Source organism: Gottfriedia sp. NPDC058432 (genome assembly GCF_042721555.1).
In the GTDB taxonomy this organism is placed as follows: domain Bacteria; phylum Bacillota; class Bacilli; order Bacillales; family Bacillaceae_G; genus Gottfriedia.
Window position 1 is genome coordinate 1 of record NZ_JBHXLC010000001.1, and the last position, 13,671, is coordinate 13,671.

Genomic DNA, 13,671 nt, shown 5'->3' on the forward strand with positions numbered 1-13,671 from the left:
CACACCCGTTCCCATACCGAACACGGCAGTTAAGCTCTTCAGCGTCGATGGTAGTTGGGGGTTTCCCCCTGTGAGAGTAGAACGTCGCTTGGTTTGATGGAGGATTAGCTCAGCTGGGAGAGCACCTGCCTTACAAGCAGGGGGTCGGCGGTTCGAGCCCGTCATCCTCCACCATATGCCGACTTAGCTCAATTGGTAGAGCAACTGACTTGTAATCAGTAGGTTGGGGGTTCAAGTCCTCTAGTCGGCACTCTTTATGAGCCATTAGCTCAGTAGGTAGAGCATCTGACTTTTAATCAGAGGGTCGAAGGTTCGAATCCTTCATGGCTCACCATTTTCTAAAAAGAAAATATTTGCGGGTGTGGCGGAATTGGCAGACGCGCTAGACTTAGGATCTAGTACTTCGGTGTGGGGGTTCGAGTCCCTTCACCCGCACCATTTATCTTGTTAATCAGTATATGCGGAAGTAGTTCAGTGGTAGAATACAACCTTGCCAAGGTTGGGGTCGCGGGTTCGAACCCCGTCTTCCGCTCCATGTATACTGCCGGGGTGGTGGAATGGCAGACACACAGGACTTAAAATCCTGCGGGGGTTGACCCCGTGCCGGTTCGAGTCCGGCCCTCGGTACCATTTTTATAATATGCGCCCGTAGCTCAATTGGATAGAGCGTTTGACTACGGATCAAAAGGTTATGGGTTCGAGTCCTTTCGGGCGCGCCATATTGCTTCACCTGTAATTCTGAACGGGAAGTGGCTCAGCTTGGTAGAGCACCTGGTTTGGGACCAGGGGGTCGCAGGTTCAAATCCTGTCTTCCCGACCATTTAAAACATGGGGCCTTAGCTCAGCTGGGAGAGCGCCTGCCTTGCACGCAGGAGGTCAGCGGTTCGATCCCGCTAGGCTCCACTTGAAGAACTTAAATTAATTTATTATGGCGGTGTAGCTCAGCTGGCTAGAGCGTACGGTTCATACCCGTGAGGTCGTGGGTTCGACTCCCTCCGCCGCTACTTATTTAAGGACCTTTAGCTCAGCTGGTTAGAGCAGACGGCTCATAACCGTCCGGTCGTAGGTTCGAGTCCTACAAGGTCCACCACTTATAATGGAGTAATACCCAAGTCTGGCTGAAGGGATCGGTCTTGAAAACCGACAGGGGTGTAACAGCCCGCGGGGGTTCGAATCCCTCTTACTCCTCCATTTTTATTAAACTTTATATAAATGGAACTAACTTAGTTAGTATCCACATTATCGCGGGGTGGAGCACGAACGAATATGCTTCGAAGAAATTACTTCAGCATACCAATCGAGCTGCTACTTGCATAATCATCCTAAGATTGGGATGGTCTTAACAAAATAACTTTATTGGAACTATATTAAATAGTATCCTCATTATCGCGGGGTGGAGCAGTCTGGTAGCTCGTCGGGCTCATAACCCGAAGGTCGCAGGTTCAAATCCTGTCCCCGCAACCAAATGGTCCCGTGGTGTAGCGGTTAACATGCCTGCCTGTCACGCAGGAGATCGCCGGTTCGATCCCGGTCGGGACCGCCATTTAAGTTGGCTCGGTAGCTCAGTCGGTAGAGCAGAGGACTGAAAATCCTCGTGTCGGCGGTTCGATTCCGTCCCGAGCCACCATCTTAAATACAAAAAATGATTATTATAATAAGCCGACTTAGCTCAATTGGTAGAGCAACTGACTTGTAATCAGTAGGTTGGGGGTTCAAGTCCTCTAGTCGGCACTCTTTATGGCGGTCGTGGCGAAGTGGTTAACGCATCGGATTGTGGTTCCGACACTCGTGGGTTCGATTCCCATCGGTCGCCCCATATTTTGCGGGTGTAGTTTAATGGTAAAATAGAAGCCTTCCAAGCTTCGGTCGTGGGTTCGATTCCCATCACCCGCTTTTTATAAAATTTAATGGGCCTATAGCTCAGCTGGTTAGAGCGCACGCCTGATAAGCGTGAGGTCGATGGTTCGAGTCCATTTAGGCCCACCATTAATTTTTATAATTAGTTTTTCCGCAGTAGCTCAGTGGTAGAGCACTCGGCTGTTAACCGAGTGGTCGTAGGTTCGAATCCTACCTGCGGAGCCATATGATAGAGAAGTACCCAAGTGGCTCAAGGGGCGCCCCTGCTAAGGGTGTAGATCGGGTAACCGGTGCGAGGGTTCGAATCCCTTCTTCTCTGCCATATTTTTTTTTGGCCCGTTGGTCAAGCGGTTAAGACACCGCCCTTTCACGGCGGTAACACGGGTTCGAGTCCCGTACGGGTCATAACTAAAGCTCAGTTATTTGTGATAACACAGGTAACTGAGTTTTTTATTTGTCTTTTTTAGGACTTTAGTGAACGACATTTAATTGAATACGCCTTTCTTCATATATTAGAGTGTTCTTCTTTCATTTTAGGATGTACAGGGAGGGAGCTCTTATAGTTGTAATATGTTTGCTGTCAATTTTACAAATAAAGTAATAGAAACAGCACATCGTAGTCCTAGCTCTCCACGGGTTTGCTATTCCTCTTTTCCATTATTCTTCATTCGAGTCACAAATCCTTATTTTTCAATACTAATATCCTTTTCACTCATTTTAAATCTAAACATCATCAGTTGATCTATTAACTATTATCCTTCTTCCATAGAAATTAGAAAGCAAGAAATTGAAAGCAAGCGCAATATCTTAGTGTTAAAATGTGAATAGCTAAAGATGAGGTGATTAAATGAACGGATTAAATAATGAGGTCATGTGGAATGCAGTTGAATCATGCGATGAAAACTACGATGGAGTGTTTATTTATGCAGTTAAGTCCACTGGGATTTGTTGTAAACCTTCGTGTAAGTCAAGAACTCCATTAAAAGAAAATGTATCATATTATCCGTCATTTTCCTTGGCAATTAACGAAGGATACCGTCCATGTAAAAGGTGTCGCCCTGATTTACTTCACACAAATGAAGAGGATATTATTTTATCAGCTAAACATTTTATTGAAAAAGAATATCGAAATAGCTTAACATTGGATCGGTTAGCAAAGGAAGTTGGAGTAAGTAAATTTCACTTGCAAAGATTATTTAAAAAATCCACAGGTTTATCACCGTTAGAATACGCAACTAAGTTAAGAATGATAGAAGCTTTAGGATTGTTACAAGATACTGAGAAAACTATAACTGAAATAGCGCATAAACTTGGCTTTAAAAGCTCGGCACATTTTTCAAGCATGTTTCGTCATCATTTTCATTACACTCCAACCATATTCAGAAAGGGGTTAAATAAATGAAATTAAAAGATGGAATAGCTTTATTGAGCCTAGCTGCATTATGGGGAGCTTCATTTTTATTTATTCGAATAGCTTCACCAGTTTTTGGACCAATTTTAACAATACAAGGAAGAGTTACAATTGCAGCGTTTGCCCTGGTGCTATATTTGGTAATTACTAAAAAGTCATTACACTTTAAAAAGAGATGGAGACAATATTTAATAATAGGGGCATTAAATGCAGCAATTCCATTTACATTAATTGCTACATCAGCATTGCATCTGACAGCCTCAATGTCATCCATTCTAAACTCTTTGACGCCATTATTTACAGCGCTTGTTGTCTTTTTATGGACGAAAGAAAAGTTGAGTATGCGAAAGTGGATTGGAATAATAGTGGGAGTAATAGGAGTGATTTTGTTAGTAGGGTGGAGTTCAATTCCGTTTACTTATGATGTTAAAATAGCAATTGGACTTGCAGTTTTGTCGACTATTTCATATGGAATTGCAGGTGTTTATGCAAAGAAAGCATTTGCTTCAGTGCCACCACTATCAATTGCAGCAGGTCAACAAATTGGTGCTGCAATTTTACTTTTACCTTTTACATTTTTAAATTTTACTGCATTTACAGATAAAATTTCGGGAGTTGCTATATTAGCAGTTCTAGGATTAGCATTATTTTGTACTGCTATAGCCTATTTATTGTACTTTTATCTTATCGAAAGTGTTGGGCCAACCAAAACATTAAGTGTTACTTTTTTAATTCCTGTGTTTGGAATGATCTGGGGAGTTCTTATTTTGAAAGAACATATTACATTAGGAATGTTGTTTGGTTTTCTTGTCATTTTATGTGGTGTATTTCTAATTTCAGATATTCGTTCACGTGTAGTATCATCAAGTAAACGAATGCAAGTTTAATAAGCAATTGAAGAATATGACAAAAAAGGATTTTCGTAAAAAACGAAGATCCTTTTTACTATATTACGATTGTTATTTAAGTGAGCTTAAAGTCAGTTCAGGAAAATAATGAAATTGACACGAGCTTTAGTAAGTTTGAAGTGAACCTATATAAATGGATCTCAATAATTTTTGTTGAATTGCCTCTAACGTAAGTCAGTTAATTTAATTACACTATTTTGATCAACACATATATTTGCTTGGTCTTCCATATTACCGTATAAATTGAATTCAGTTTAGAGATTATTTTTAATTTCGCATCTGAATTTCTAAATAGTTTGTTGTTGATTTCTAAATATTTTCCCCCAAAAAACTCTCCTACTTAATCCGACAATCTTCTACAAATCTTTTTAAATATAAAGTTTATATGAGATAAAAGTGTGAAATATGTATGAAATTTTATGAAAAATCAAATTTTTACAAATTGTTACAAGGGAATTTCGGAATATGATGTATAAATATACATGAATATTCGTTCGACAAATTCGACATTTTTACGACAAGTGCAATAATGACAACGGTTTCATGAATGGTTATTCATTTTCGGAAAAATTTTTTTGAATTTTTTTTGCATAAAAACAAGGTGAATATATATATTTGTAGAATATTAAGAGATAGAAGAATTTAAGAGATTGTAATGAGGTGAGGATGTTGCTTTTGACACGGCCAACTGAGTTTGATGTGCATTTATTCCATGAGGGAAGTTTATTCCATAGCCATGAATGCTTTGGGGCACATGTAGTAAAAAAAGGGAATAAAGTTGGAACTAATTTTACAGTGTGGGCTCCACATGCGAAAGGTGTCTCAGTTGTTGGGGACTTTAATAATTGGAATGGTTCTGAACATGAAATGGAAAAGTTGAACGATCAAGGGATTTGGACGATATATATCCCCGAAATTGGTCATGGGACGATATACAAGTATGAAATATCAACCAAACATGGTGATGTTTTATTAAAAAGTGATCCTTTTGCATTCTATAGTGAACTACGACCAAGCACAGCTTCGATCGTTTATGATCTTTCGGGCTACAAATGGAAAGATGCAAAATATCGTAAGCAGAAATTTAAAAAGTCTGTATATGAAGAACCAGTTTTGATTTATGAAGTACATTTAGGATCTTGGAAAAAGAAGAAAAACGGTGATTTCTACACTTATGCGGAACTAGCGACAGAACTAATTCCATATGTAAAAGATCATGGTTTTACACATATTGAAATATTACCATTAGTTGAACATCCATATGATCGTTCTTGGGGGTATCAAGGAGTAGGATATTTTTCATCTACTAGTCGATATGGAAATCCTCATGAGCTAATGAGCTTTATTGACGAATGCCACCAGCAAGGATTAGGAGTCATTATGGATTGGGTCCCAGGTCATTTTTGTAAGGATTCTCACGGACTATACATGTTTGATGGTGAACCGACATATGAATATGAAGGTTATGATGCTAGAGAAAATGAAGTATGGGGAACAGCGAATTTTGATTTATCAAAACCAGAAGTAAAATCATTTCTTATTTCAAACGCCTTATATTGGATGGAATATTTTCATATTGATGGTTTCAGAGTAGACGCAGTTGCAAATATATTATATTGGAAAAATAGAAATGAAGAGAATCCTTTTGCAACTCACTTTTTAAGAAAATTAAATGAAGCGGTATTTGAACATGATCCACAAGTATTAATGATTGCAGAAGATTCTACTGATTGGCCATTAGTTACTGCACCTACATACGAAGGTGGATTAGGTTTTAATTTTAAGTGGAATATGGGTTGGATGAATGATGTTTTGACTTATATGGAGAAACACCCAACGGAAAGAAAGCATCATCATAATAAGATGACTTTCTCGTTTTTATATGCCTTCTCAGAAAATTTTGTTTTACCTTTTTCACATGATGAAGTAGTACATGGTAAGAAATCTTTGCTAAATAAAATGCCAGGTACATACGAGGAAAAGTTTGCTCAATTAAGGGTACTATTTGGTTATTATTTAGCTCATCCAGGTAAGAAGCTTTTATTTATGGGAAGTGAATTTGGGCAATTTGATGAGTGGAAGGATTTAGAGCAAGTTGATTGGATGATTAAAGATTATGAATATCATTCCAAGATGAACAAATATTTCAAAGAATTATTATCGATTTATAAAAAAAATAAATCACTTTATGAAGTTGATAATCATTGGGATGGATTTTCATGGATTGATGCAAATAATGCAGATCAAAGTGTATTTTCATTTATCCGAAAAGGAAAAAACAAAGAAGATTATGTCATCGTAATCTGTAATTTTAGAGAAGTTTCCTATGACACATATCGAATTGGAGTACCAGCAAAGCAGCGTTTTAAAGAATTGCTTTCAAGTGACTATGTACAATTTGGTGGCGATAGTAAAATAAATCGTTCTGCCATTGAATCAGAAGAAATACCATTTCATGGTTTACCATACAGTATTGAAATAGCATTACCTGCCTTTAGTTTTACAATCATACGTCCAGTTAAAATGCGAAAGGGGATTAGCAGCAATGGTTCAGAAAAAATGCGTAGCAATGTTACTAGCAGGGGGAAAAGGGAGTAGATTAAGTTCTTTAACAAAGGAACTAGCAAAACCAGCCGTGGCTTTCGGAGGTAAATATCGAATAATAGATTTTACTTTAAGTAATTGCACAAATTCAGGTATTGATACTGTTGGGGTGCTAACCCAATATCAACCACTAGTACTAAACTCATATATTGGTATAGGAAGTGCATGGGATTTAGATCGCTTAAATGGTGGGGTAACTGTTCTACCTCCATATTCAGAAGCATCTGGCGTTAAATGGTATACAGGTACTGCAAGTGCGATTTATCAAAATTTAAATTATATAAAGCAATATCAGCCTGAATATGTGTTGATTCTTTCAGGCGACCATATTTATAAGATGGATTATAGTAAAATGTTAGACTATCATGTTGAAAAAGAAGCAGATGTATCTATTTCAGTTATCGAAGTTCCGATTGATGAAGCTAGCCGTTTCGGGATTATGAATACAAATGATGAAATGGATATTATAGAATTTGAAGAAAAGCCTCAATATCCAAAGAGTAATTTAGCATCAATGGGAATTTATATTTTTAAATGGAATGTTTTAAAAGAGTTTTTAGAGATGGATGATCGCAATCCAGAATCAAGTAATGACTTTGGTAAAGACGTTATTCCACTTTTATTAGAAGAAAAGAAAAAAGTAGTTGCTTACCCTTTCAAAGGTTATTGGAAAGATGTTGGTACAGTAAAAAGCTTATGGGAAGCTAATATGGATTTGTTAAATGAGGATAGTGAACTAAATATATATGATCGTGATTGGCGCATATATTCAGTTAATCCGAACCAACCACCACAATATATTGCACCTACGGCAATCGTTGAAGACTCTCTAATTAATGAGGGGTGTGTAGTTGAAGGATTTATATCACATTCTGTATTATTCCAAGGAGTAACAATCGGAGAAGGCAGTATGATAAAAGATTCTGTCGTTATGCCAGGTTGTGTTATTGGAAAAGATGTTCGAATTGAAAGTGCAGTAGTAGCTCCTGGAATGGTTATTCCTGATGGAAGTCTTCTAGGTCCTGAGAAAGATTATGAAGAGGTAATTCTAGTTACAAGCGGAGAATAAGAGGTGGCTCATTCCTCAAATAGAAAAATAGATTGAGAGGGTTATTTGATGAAACATACTATGCTAGGAATAATTGAGGCGTCAACACATTTTGAATCTTTAAAGCCGTTAACACAGCATCGACCATTAGCAACACTTCCTTATGCAGGTCGATATCGTTTAATCGATTTTATGTTAAGTAATATGGTGAACTCAGGTATTACGAGTGTCGCTGTATTTCCTGATCAACCTTATCGATCAATTATTGATCACTTAGGCTCTGGTAAGCATTGGGACTTAAATCGTAAAAAGGATGGACTATTTATTTTTACGCCTGAGCCAACTGATGGAGCTTTTGGTACATTCGATTTCATCGAAAAGCATATTCAATTTTTACAACGTTCTACTCAAAAGTATGTAGTAGTAGCAAATACTTATACGATTTGTTCAGTGGATTTTAGACCAGTTTTAAAGAGACATATCGAAACAAATGCTCAAATTACTGAGTTAAAGCAGTTCGGTAAATCTTTAAATATCTATATCCTTGAAAAAGAGTTATTGTTAAAGCTTTTTGAAAACTTCCATGAAAAAGGCTATGAAACAATTATGGACGTTGTACGCGATCAAAATAATGAGGTTGATCTAAGTGCGTATGAAATACCTCAACAAGTTTCAATCATTCAAACAATTGAGGATTATTTCGAGCAAAGTATGAAATTATTAAATCCTGAGACATGGAATCAATTATTCTTAAAATCTTATCCTGTCTTTACTAAGGTTAAAGATGAGCCACCAACAAAATATTCAAAAGAAGCTATTGTAAAAAATTCAATTGTAGCTAATGGATGTGAAATTGAGGGAACGGTTGAAAATAGTATTATTTCAAGAGCTGTGAAAATTGGAAAAAATACAATTATTCGCAATTGTGTTGTTATGCAAAAATCAATCATTGGAGATAATTGTATATTAGATGGCGTTATTTTAGATAAAGATGTTCGAATTGAAGATGGTGTTGAAATAAAAGGAAGCTTAAGTGAGCCAGTAGTGCTTCAAAAAGGTTCAGTCCAAGGAGCGTTGATTCAGTGGTAAATGTTTTATATATTGTTTCAGAATGTGTACCATTTGTTAAATCGGGAGGGCTTGCAGATGTTGCAGGCGCTCTCCCGAAGTATTTAAATAAACTAAATATGAATGTAAGAGTAATGCTTCCATTCTACTCGTTAATTCCCGCTAAATATAGAGAAGAGGCTAAGCTAGTAAAAGAGCTTTCTATAAATCTAGGCTGGAGAAAACAGTATTGTGGTTTATTTGAATTGAAAGTAGAAGGAACAACCTATTATTTTATTGATAACGAATACTATTTCAATCGTGATAAGTTGTACGGTCATTTTGATGATGGTGAGCGTTTTGCATTCTTTTCTTTAGCTGCAATTGAATGTATTAAAGAATTAGACTTTAAACCAGATGTAATTCACTGTCACGACTGGCATACAGCAATGATCCCATTTTTCATGAAAGAGTATGGCGCATTAAAAGAGATTAATCCAAAAATGAAATCTGTTTTTACAATCCATAACCTTCAATTCCAAGGCGTATTTTCAAAAGAAGTAATGGACGATATGTTAGGTATTGATGAACAATATTTCCGCGATGACTATTTGAAATTTTACGATTGTATCAACTTTATGAAAGCTGGAATCATTTCAAGCGATTTCGTAACAACTGTTAGTCCAACTTATAAAGAAGAAATTAAGCATGAATTTTTTGGAGAGCAATTAGATGGACTATTACGTGAGCAAGATCACAAACTTTTTGGGATTGTAAACGGAATCGATGAAACAATTTATAATCCATCTACTGATCGAAAAATTTACTCTAATTTCGATGAATTTACCATCGAAAATAAGACAGAAAATAAATTGAAATTGCAGGAGTCACTTGCATTAAAAGTGGATGAAAATATTCCTATTATTGCAATGGTTTCCCGATTAACAAGTCAAAAAGGCATTGACCTCATTCAACACGTATTCCCTCAAATGATGGATCATAATGTCCAAGTAGTCATTTTAGGTTCTGGTGATGAAGAATTCGAGAACTTTTTTAAAGCAATGGAGCATAACTACTACGATAAAGTAAGAGCTTATATTGGATTTGATGAAGGCTTTGCTCATCAGATTTATGCAGGTGCAGATTTATTCCTTATGCCTTCTCTATTTGAGCCATGTGGACTAGGTCAGCTTATTGCGATGAAGTACGGGTGTGTTCCTATTGTAAGAGAGACTGGGGGGCTAAATGATACTGTCCAGTCATATAATGAAGAGACGAAGAGTGGAACTGGTTTTACTTTTAGTAACTATAATGCTCACGATATGCTTCACACAATTGAACGTGGATTGAGTATTTATGAGAATAAAAAACATTGGAAATCAGTCAGAAGGAATGCAATTAGAAGAGATTCAAGTTGGTTAAAATCTGCTAAAGAATATGCAAAACTATATATGCAGTCTTCAAAGTAAAAATCTTTTAGGGCGAGGTGATTCCATGTTTTCTAGTGTGGAGGAGTTTGAGTGGTGTTTTAAAGAGAAACTAGAAAGTATGCATGGAAAGAGTACTGCAGATAGCACTACTCAAGAGCAATTTCAAACACTTGGAACGATGATTCGCGAACATATAAGCGGTAATTGGTTAGGAACGAGTGAACAATACCGCTTAGAGCGAAAGAAACAAGTTTATTATTTATCAATTGAATTCTTATTAGGAAAGCTTTTGAAAAGTAATTTAATTCATCTAGGGCTTAGAGAGTTATGTGAATCTGGCCTCGAGAGATTAGGAATTTCTTTAAGTGATCTTGAGGAGTTTGAAAGTGATGCTGGACTTGGAAATGGTGGACTTGGACGATTAGCATCATGTTTTCTGGATTCGTTAGCATCACAAGACTTGCCAGGTCATGGATGTGGCATCCGCTACAAACATGGTCTATTTGACCAAAAAATTGTTGATGGATATCAAGTGGAGCTACCTGAGCAATGGCTGAAATACGGAAATGTTTGGGAAGTTAGAAGAGATGATGAAGCAATTGAAGTTTTATTCGGCGGGGAAGTAGAAGCATTTAATAATAAAAATCGATTGGAATTCCGCCTTCATGATGCAGAAGCAATCACAGCGGTACCGTATGATTTACCGATTATTGGCTACCATACAAACACGGTAAATACATTGAGACTATGGAGTGCTGAAGCGTCTACTCATTCCTCAAATAAATCACTGATGAAATATAAGCGAGAGGCAGAAGCAGTTTCAGAATTCTTATATCCAGATGATACACATGATGAAGGAAAGATTTTACGTCTAAAACAGCAATATTTTTTAGTTTCTGCAAGTATTCAAAGAATAGTAGATTCATATAAGGAGCAGTATGGTAATATTCGTAAGCTTCATGAAGAAATTGCTATTCATGTAAATGATACACATCCAGTTTTAGCGATTCCAGAGTTAATGAGAATTTTAATTGATGTTGAAAAGTTATCCTGGGATGAAGCATGGGAAATTACAACTCAAACGATTTCATATACGAATCATACAACTTTATCAGAAGCACTTGAAAAATGGCGAGTTGATTTATTTAAGCCTTTATTGCCAAGAATTTATATGATTGTAGAAGAAATAAACGAAAGATATTGTAAAGAGCTTTGGAACAAATACCCTGGTGATTGGGATCGAATTGAACAAATGGCTATTATTGCTCATGGAGTCGTTAAAATGGCTCATTTAGCAATTGTAGGCAGTAAGAGCGTTAATGGGGTTGCTGAAATCCACACCGAAATTTTAAAACAAAGAGAAATGAAGCTTTTTTATGAGTATGAACCATTCAAGTTTAATAATAAAACAAATGGTATTACACATAGAAGATGGTTACTCCAATGTAATCCTGAGCTTAGTAGCTTAATAAATGATTCGATCGGAGACGGTTGGATACACGAACCAACTCAACTTGAGAATCTATTAGAATATCAAAATGATGATGCATTCTTATCGCAATTTATGGATGTAAAGAAAAAGAGAAAAGAAGTTCTCGAACATTATGTTCACTATACAAATGGAATTGCATTAGATACAGATTCAATCTTTGATATTCAAGTAAAAAGGATGCATGCATATAAAAGACAATTATTAAATGTTTTACATATCATGTATTTATATAATCGTTTGAAGGAAGATTCACATTTTAAAATGCATCCTAGAACCTTTATTTTTGGAGCAAAAGCATCTCCTGGCTACTACTTTGCTAAGAAAATCATTAAATTAATTCATTCAGTGGCTGATATTGTTAATAATGATCGCTATATAAGTCAATTTATTAAAGTGATTTTTATTGAAAATTATCGAGTTTCATTAGGTGAAATTATTTTTCCAGCAGCGGATGTTAGTGAACAAATTTCGACAGCAAGTAAAGAAGCTTCAGGTACTGGTAATATGAAATTTATGATGAACGGTGCTTTAACGCTTGGTACACTTGACGGTGCAAATATTGAAATTTTAAGAGAAGTTGGCGAGGAGAATATTTTTACATTCGGACTTACAGCTGATGAGGTATTGAATTATTACCAATACGGTGGATATAAAAGCAGTGATTATTACCATCATGATCTGCGAATAAAAAAGGCGTTAGATCAATTGCTTCACGGATTATTTCCGTTACCAAGAGAAGAATTTGAACCAATTTTTGATTCGCTCATGTCTTATAATGATGAGTATTTCTTACTTAGAGATTTCTCTTCATATGTGAAAGCGCATGAATGTATTAATAACACGTATCAAAATAAAAGGGATTGGGCTATAAAGAGTCTTAACAATGTTGCGAAATCAGGTTTTTTTACGAGTGATCGCACGATTCGTCAATACGCATCAGAAATATGGAATATTCATCAAAGAACTTTACACCATTCTTAACCTCCTCTTAGATTATTAGGAGGTTTTTCATATCATGATGAAAAGCGAGAAAGGAGAGATACGTTGAAATTCCTTTCAGTTGACTATGATAAGGCCTTAGAATTATTACTTTGCATTGAACAGGCATATGCTCAGTTTGAGAATGATGGTAAATTTATGATTCCAGCAAGCTATTCATTAGTAGATACAATTAAAGCATGTGCAATTAGCGAGCTAGAATGGTTTGGCTATATTATTGAAAATGATGAATCCGTGAACATTGTGTTTCGAGGAACGAAATCAGATTTGGATTGGTTAGCTGATTTAAAAATTGATCAAGACTTATTTCCTTATGTGATGAACGGTGGGTGTGTCCATTCGGGGTTTCTATCAATTTATCAATCTTGTCGAGAAATGCTTTTAGAAATTGTGAAGGAAAAGGCTCTTTCAAAAAAAATATTCATAACGGGTCATAGCTTAGGTGGTTCATTGGCCACGTTATTAGGATATGAAATAGCAATGACTGGAATTTGTAACCCGAATGTCTATTCATTTGGCTCTCCTAAAGTAGGGAATATAAAGTTTAAAGAAAACTACGATGAAAATGTTAGGCATAGTTTAAGATTTGTAAATTTATATGACATGGTCCCTTTAAGCCCACCCTTTAAAGTAGAAGTGAAGCCATTAAACATTTTTTTAGAATACGTACAAGTGAAACATCCAATCACTTTTTCACTAAATAAAGGGTCTATTAAGAATAGTCACCTTCTATCGACTTATATTGAAGGCGTTAAAAAGATGCAGTCGGATTATGATTATACTCCAACCTTTACTTACAAAATACGTGAAGCAGAACCAGAAGAAGAGGAAGTAATCTAATGGTTAATAGAACAAAAAAAAACTAGTCAAGATTT

8 protein-coding genes, 22 tRNA genes and 1 rRNA gene are annotated in these 13,671 nt (G+C 36.2%); all 31 read left to right on the plus strand.

The features are described 5' to 3' along the window. A 5S ribosomal RNA gene (gene rrf / locus ACFWM3_RS00005) occupies nucleotides 1-93 on the plus strand; the annotation flags it as partial. Nucleotides 94-98: 5 nt separating this feature from the next. Continuing rightward, nucleotides 99-174 (plus strand) — tRNA-Val (locus tag ACFWM3_RS00010). A 3-nt stretch (nucleotides 175-177) separates the two neighbouring features. Further along, a tRNA-Thr gene (locus tag ACFWM3_RS00015) sits at nucleotides 178-250 on the plus strand. 8 nt (nucleotides 251-258) lie between these two features. Continuing rightward, nucleotides 259-334, plus strand: a tRNA-Lys gene (locus tag ACFWM3_RS00020). Nucleotides 335-355: 21 nt separating this feature from the next. Beyond that, nucleotides 356-438: transfer RNA gene (locus ACFWM3_RS00025), tRNA-Leu, on the plus strand. A 22-nt stretch (nucleotides 439-460) separates the two neighbouring features. Next, nucleotides 461-535: transfer RNA gene (locus ACFWM3_RS00030), tRNA-Gly, on the plus strand. 8 nt (nucleotides 536-543) lie between these two features. Then, nucleotides 544-630 (plus strand) — tRNA-Leu (locus ACFWM3_RS00035). 12 nt (nucleotides 631-642) lie between these two features. Continuing rightward, a tRNA-Arg gene (locus ACFWM3_RS00040) sits at nucleotides 643-719 on the plus strand. Nucleotides 720-743: 24 nt separating this feature from the next. Further along, nucleotides 744-820, plus strand: a tRNA-Pro gene (locus ACFWM3_RS00045). 10 nt (nucleotides 821-830) lie between these two features. Beyond that, nucleotides 831-903 (plus strand) — tRNA-Ala (locus ACFWM3_RS00050). 27 nt (nucleotides 904-930) lie between these two features. Continuing rightward, nucleotides 931-1,004: transfer RNA gene (locus tag ACFWM3_RS00055), tRNA-Met, on the plus strand. A 9-nt stretch (nucleotides 1,005-1,013) separates the two neighbouring features. Then, nucleotides 1,014-1,090 (plus strand) — tRNA-Ile (locus ACFWM3_RS00060). Nucleotides 1,091-1,098: 8 nt separating this feature from the next. Then, nucleotides 1,099-1,191 (plus strand) — tRNA-Ser (locus ACFWM3_RS00065). Between the two features lie 196 nt (nucleotides 1,192-1,387). Further along, nucleotides 1,388-1,464 (plus strand) — tRNA-Met (locus ACFWM3_RS00070). Between the two features lie 3 nt (nucleotides 1,465-1,467). Beyond that, a tRNA-Asp gene (locus tag ACFWM3_RS00075) sits at nucleotides 1,468-1,543 on the plus strand. A gap of 8 nt (nucleotides 1,544-1,551) precedes the next feature. After that, a tRNA-Phe gene (locus ACFWM3_RS00080) sits at nucleotides 1,552-1,627 on the plus strand. Between the two features lie 31 nt (nucleotides 1,628-1,658). Next, nucleotides 1,659-1,731 (plus strand) — tRNA-Thr (locus tag ACFWM3_RS00085). 9 nt (nucleotides 1,732-1,740) lie between these two features. Beyond that, nucleotides 1,741-1,816: transfer RNA gene (locus ACFWM3_RS00090), tRNA-His, on the plus strand. 6 nt (nucleotides 1,817-1,822) lie between these two features. Further along, a tRNA-Gly gene (locus ACFWM3_RS00095) sits at nucleotides 1,823-1,893 on the plus strand. Between the two features lie 16 nt (nucleotides 1,894-1,909). Beyond that, nucleotides 1,910-1,986 (plus strand) — tRNA-Ile (locus tag ACFWM3_RS00100). Between the two features lie 21 nt (nucleotides 1,987-2,007). Beyond that, nucleotides 2,008-2,082 (plus strand) — tRNA-Asn (locus ACFWM3_RS00105). Nucleotides 2,083-2,088: 6 nt separating this feature from the next. Continuing rightward, nucleotides 2,089-2,179 (plus strand) — tRNA-Ser (locus ACFWM3_RS00110). A gap of 11 nt (nucleotides 2,180-2,190) precedes the next feature. After that, nucleotides 2,191-2,262, plus strand: a tRNA-Glu gene (locus tag ACFWM3_RS00115). Nucleotides 2,263-2,704: 442 nt separating this feature from the next. Further along, nucleotides 2,705-3,259, plus strand: coding sequence for a bifunctional transcriptional activator/DNA repair enzyme AdaA (locus tag ACFWM3_RS00120; RefSeq protein WP_390309551.1), 555 nt, complete (start codon nucleotides 2,705-2,707; stop codon nucleotides 3,257-3,259). Next, nucleotides 3,256-4,155, plus strand: a complete 900-nt coding sequence (locus tag ACFWM3_RS00125; protein WP_390309553.1) for a DMT family transporter — start codon at nucleotides 3,256-3,258, stop codon at nucleotides 4,153-4,155. The genes ACFWM3_RS00120 and ACFWM3_RS00125 overlap by 4 nt, the downstream gene beginning before the upstream one ends. A gap of 687 nt (nucleotides 4,156-4,842) precedes the next feature. Further along, on the plus strand, nucleotides 4,843-6,774 hold the full coding sequence (gene glgB, locus ACFWM3_RS00130) for a 1,4-alpha-glucan branching protein GlgB (protein ID WP_390309554.1): 1,932 nt from the start codon (nucleotides 4,843-4,845) through the stop codon (nucleotides 6,772-6,774). Further along, nucleotides 6,722-7,849 (plus strand): glucose-1-phosphate adenylyltransferase, encoded by a 1,128-nt coding sequence (locus ACFWM3_RS00135; RefSeq protein ID WP_056473255.1) that lies wholly within the window; start codon nucleotides 6,722-6,724, stop codon nucleotides 7,847-7,849. Before glgB ends, ACFWM3_RS00135 begins: the two co-directional genes overlap by 53 nt. 48 nt (nucleotides 7,850-7,897) lie before the next feature. Beyond that, nucleotides 7,898-8,917 carry a GlgC family sugar phosphate nucleotidyltransferase gene (locus tag ACFWM3_RS00140; RefSeq protein ID WP_056473257.1) on the plus strand — a complete coding sequence of 340 codons (1,020 nt, stop codon included), beginning with the start codon at nucleotides 7,898-7,900 and terminating at the stop codon, nucleotides 8,915-8,917. Further along, nucleotides 8,911-10,344 (plus strand): glycogen synthase GlgA, encoded by a 1,434-nt coding sequence (glgA, locus tag ACFWM3_RS00145; RefSeq protein ID WP_056473261.1) that lies wholly within the window; start codon nucleotides 8,911-8,913, stop codon nucleotides 10,342-10,344. Before ACFWM3_RS00140 ends, glgA begins: the two co-directional genes overlap by 7 nt. A gap of 25 nt (nucleotides 10,345-10,369) precedes the next feature. Further along, nucleotides 10,370-12,778 carry a glycogen/starch/alpha-glucan phosphorylase gene (locus tag ACFWM3_RS00150; RefSeq protein ID WP_390309557.1) on the plus strand — a complete coding sequence of 803 codons (2,409 nt, stop codon included), beginning with the start codon at nucleotides 10,370-10,372 and terminating at the stop codon, nucleotides 12,776-12,778. Between the two features lie 63 nt (nucleotides 12,779-12,841). After that, on the plus strand, nucleotides 12,842-13,636 hold the full coding sequence (locus ACFWM3_RS00155) for a lipase family protein (protein ID WP_056473264.1): 795 nt from the start codon (nucleotides 12,842-12,844) through the stop codon (nucleotides 13,634-13,636). Nucleotides 13,637-13,671: the final 35 nt, after the last annotated feature.

What these genes read in the sequence shown, in the direction of transcription:
- ACFWM3_RS00120 (WP_390309551.1), top strand. Translation starts at nt 2,705, where the DNA reads ATGAACGGATTAAATAATGAGGTCATGTGGAATGCAGTTGAATCATGC.
- ACFWM3_RS00125 (WP_390309553.1), top strand. Translation starts at nt 3,256, where the DNA reads ATGAAATTAAAAGATGGAATAGCTTTATTGAGCCTAGCTGCATTATGG.
- glgB (WP_390309554.1), top strand. Translation starts at nt 4,843, where the DNA reads ATGTTGCTTTTGACACGGCCAACTGAGTTTGATGTGCATTTATTCCAT.
- ACFWM3_RS00135 (WP_056473255.1), top strand. Translation starts at nt 6,722, where the DNA reads ATGGTTCAGAAAAAATGCGTAGCAATGTTACTAGCAGGGGGAAAAGGG.
- ACFWM3_RS00140 (WP_056473257.1), top strand. Translation starts at nt 7,898, where the DNA reads ATGAAACATACTATGCTAGGAATAATTGAGGCGTCAACACATTTTGAA.
- ACFWM3_RS00150 (WP_390309557.1), top strand. Translation starts at nt 10,370, where the DNA reads ATGTTTTCTAGTGTGGAGGAGTTTGAGTGGTGTTTTAAAGAGAAACTA.